At 58.0% G+C, this 3351-nt stretch carries 4 protein-coding genes and 1 pseudogene; 3 read left to right on the top strand and 2 right to left on the bottom strand.

The window, feature by feature from the left end:
- Positions 1–222, top strand: a pseudogene (locus AAAB16_RS26205) (hypothetical protein); the annotation flags it as partial.
- Here AAAB16_RS26205 and AAAB16_RS26200 read toward each other — a convergent pair.
- Positions 213–689, bottom strand: coding sequence for an XRE family transcriptional regulator (locus AAAB16_RS26200; protein WP_340666005.1), 477 nt, complete (start codon positions 687–689; stop codon positions 213–215). The pseudogene AAAB16_RS26205 and the gene AAAB16_RS26200 overlap by 10 nt on opposite strands.
- A gap of 160 nt (positions 690–849) precedes the next feature.
- On the opposite strand from AAAB16_RS26200, the gene AAAB16_RS26195 reads away from it, so the two are divergent.
- Together AAAB16_RS26195 and AAAB16_RS26190 are read left to right on the top strand one after the other, a co-directional pair.
- Positions 850–1080 carry a hypothetical protein gene (locus AAAB16_RS26195; protein WP_340666004.1) on the top strand — a complete coding sequence of 77 codons (231 nt, stop codon included), beginning with the start codon at positions 850–852 and terminating at the stop codon, positions 1078–1080.
- Between the two features lie 180 nt (positions 1081–1260).
- Positions 1261–2154 carry a DMT family transporter gene (locus AAAB16_RS26190; RefSeq protein ID WP_340666003.1) on the top strand — a complete coding sequence of 298 codons (894 nt, stop codon included), beginning with the start codon at positions 1261–1263 and terminating at the stop codon, positions 2152–2154.
- Positions 2155–2229: 75 nt separating this feature from the next.
- On the opposite strand, the gene cysK is transcribed toward AAAB16_RS26190, so the two are convergent.
- Positions 2230–3204, bottom strand: a complete 975-nt coding sequence (gene cysK / locus AAAB16_RS26185; RefSeq protein ID WP_340666002.1) for a cysteine synthase A — start codon at positions 3202–3204, stop codon at positions 2230–2232.
- Between the last annotated feature and the right edge of the window lie 147 nt (positions 3205–3351).

The raw sequence follows: 3351 nt of genomic DNA, 5'->3' as shown, positions 1-3351 counted from the left end.
GTTCAGGCCTGGAGCGACCCGCAGTTTATGGGCTTGCTGCTGGATAACGGCCTGCCCTACGCACGCCTGGCCATGCTGCGTACACCCGGCGCGCCGGAGTTTCTTTTGCTGCCCAAGCACTCCGCCGAAGCCACCGCCCTCGGTGAGGGGCTGCGCCTAGCTGGCGCAGCCGATGTAGTGGCTTACTTGCGGCAGTTGGCGACGACTATCGCTCAGCGTTGAAGCGTGTCGTCATCCACAGGCTCGCTTTCGCCTTCAATGCAATCCTCCTGCTCAGCCTCCAGCGCCAACTGGCGTTTGTGTAGCTGTTCACTCTCGCTTAACAGTTGCAATTGCGGCTGGTGGCGCTCGGTCCAGTCCTCAAGCGACAGCCCAATGTTGTTGAGCAGCCCAGGGTTGCGCTGCACCAGATAAACCGCGTTCATCTGCGCGGAGTCAGCGACTTTAAGGTCGAGCAAATCGCCATCAACCGGGCCGCCGTAAGTGATCCAGCGGGCGAACTCGGGATACAAGCTGCAGACCTTTTCAAAGTCCATGTCATGCATGCGCTGGTATCCATTTTCGATATTTTCCAGGCGCTTGGCGTCGATGCCGGTCAATTGCTCAAAAGCTGGGCGGTTAAGCCCCATCAGTTCGCGTAAGCCACGCAGGCGTTGGCCGGCGGTAAACAGAAAACGTTGAGTGTTCATCTGCACATCCTGTTGAGATAACGACCGTATTTCCGAATTTTACTACCAGTTAGTAGATCCGAATTGACTCACTAACTATTAGTAATAAGCTACGGCGTAGAAATTCATGGAGGTAAAGCCTGTCATTGCAGTGACAGGCCGCGATGGTGCAGGAAGCTCAATGAAACGAATAGAACTCACCCCAGCCTGGTTTAGCCAATGCCCACGCTACTTGTCGGTCAAAGGCTTCTGTCTCGCGGCCGGTTTAATTAATCGCCAAAAGCACATCGAAACCCTTATAGATCAAGGGGTTCTACCCTCTCGCCGGATAGGTCGTTACCTGATGGTGGATATGCATCGCCTGATGTTGATGCTGCCTTCCCACGACCGTAAAGATGCCTTCGCCGACTAATTGCGGCCGAACCTACAGCGCTGGCAAACGCCTCCCACTGTTTAGCGGGCGAATTCACACCGGGCTAACTGGCGCGGTCCCACAGGCACGTGCTTGGCCAATTCAACCGCAACATGCGGATTGCCAATCCGCCAATGAGCGGCAACACTCTCGCCTCTTTTATAAGGGCTGGAGAGTGCTGTGAGACTTGCCGATTACGTTCGCCTGCTAAGCCTGGCTGCCATTTGGGGCGCAAGCTTTCTGTTTATGCGGGTGATTGTGCCGGTGCTCGGGCCACTGCCTAGCGCGTTTTTTCGCGTGGCGCTGGCCGCCGTTGGGTTGGTCGTCATAGTGGCGGTGATGCGCGTGCAGTGGAATTTCCACGGCAAATTGCGCCACTGCCTGGCCCTAGGGGTGATCAACTCGGGTTTGCCGGCCACCATGTATTGCCTGGCGGCGATGGTACTGCCGGCCGGTTACTCCTCCATCTTTAACGCCACGACGCCGCTGATGGGTGTGCTTATCGGTATGTTGTTTTTTGCCGAACCGCCGACTAAAAGCAAAACCTTGGGCGTATTGCTTGGGCTGTTTGGCGTGGGCCTGCTGACACGCACCGGCCCAGTGGCCTTTGATGCGCAATTGCTCTGGGGCGCGGCGGCCTGCCTGGTGGCGACTACTTGCTATGGCTTTGCCGGCTTCTTAACACGCAAGTGGCTCGGCGGCGTGCCGCTGGATAACCGCCTCACTGCCTGCGGCAGCATGTTTGGCGCCACGCTGTTTCTGCTGCCGTTGTTTGGCTATGCGCTGGTTGAACAGCCGCCGGCCAGTTGGGGCGGCATGACGGTGTGGCTGTCGTTGGCCGGCTTGGGCCTGGTGTGTACCGCGTTTGCCTATGTGCTGTATTTCCGCCTGATCACCGATATCGGCCCAATACGCTCCTCCACCGTTACCTTTGCGGTGCCGCCGTTTGGTGTGTTGTGGGGCGTGTTGCTGCTGGGTGAGCCGCTGTCGTGGGCGTATCTGTATGGCGGGTTATTGATTGGCTTGGCGCTGTGGCTGGTGGTTAGGCCGACGCCTTCGAAGGTGGCGGCATAACCGCAGAGCACCTGGTGCGCACAGCACACCCTACGGACGACGTTTGCTCTGTAGGGCTGTGCGCACCGACGCTGATTACTGCTGCAATTCCTGCTCAGTGAACATATCGCTAAACAACATGCTGGTCAGGTAACGCTCGCCAGAGTCCGGCAATATCACGACGATGGTTTTATTTTGCATTTCCGGGCGCTCGGCCAAGCGCACGGCCGCAGCCATGGCGGCGCCACAGGAAATACCGCAAAGAATCCCTTCTTCTCGCATCAGGCGCAGGGCCATGGCTTTGGCCTCTTCGTCGTCGACCAACTCAACGCGGTCAACCATGCTGAGGTCGAGGTTTTTCGGCACAAAGCCGGCGCCAATGCCCTGGATTTTGTGTGGAGCGGGTTTTATCTCCTCCCCCGCCAGCGCCTGGGTGATTACCGGCGAACCCGTGGGCTCCACCGCCACAGAAATAATCGGTTTGCCGCAGGTGTTTTTGATATAGCGCGACACGCCGGTAATAGTGCCGCCAGTACCCACGCCTGCCACTAGCACATCAATAGCGCCTTCGGTGTCGTTCCAGATTTCCGGGCCGGTGGTTTTTTCGTGGATAGCCGGGTTGGCCGGGTTTTCGAACTGCTGCGGTAGAAAGTAGGTACTGGCATCGGAGGCAGCAATTTCAGCGGCCTTTTCGATGGCGCCTTTCATACCTTTGGCCGGCTCGGTAAGCACCAGCTCCGCACCCAGGGCTTTAAGCACTTTGCGCCGCTCCAAGCTCATGGACGCCGGCATGGTCAGCAGCAACTTATAACCACGGGCAGCGGCGACAAAGGCTAGGCCAATGCCGGTATTGCCGGAGGTGGGCTCAACAATGGTCATGCCAGGCTTGAGCACGCCCCGCTCTTCGGCGTCCCAGATCATATTGGCGCCAATGCGGCACTTCACTGAATAGGCCGGGTTACGCCCTTCAATCTTGGCCAGAATGGTCACGCCCTTGGGGCCCAGGCGGTTGATAAACACCAGCGGCGTATTGCCGATGGACTGGGCGTTGTCTGCGTAGATGCGGCTCATATCCTGTGTTCCTCTGTCATTCGCAAAGGCCGACAGCCTATGCCCGCTGCCAGGCAGGCGTCCAGCCTGAAAAAATCCGAACCGTAACGGCGCGCAAGCGGTCTAGCTTCTACTTAATGGAAGGTTCACCCAGGTAACGCTGCGATG

This window comes from Pseudomonas sp. (assembly GCF_037994325.1).
Classification (GTDB): Bacteria; Pseudomonadota; Gammaproteobacteria; order Pseudomonadales; family Pseudomonadaceae; genus Aquipseudomonas.
Note: the sequence above shows the minus strand (reverse complement) of the source record. Positions and strands in the feature narration are given on the sequence as shown.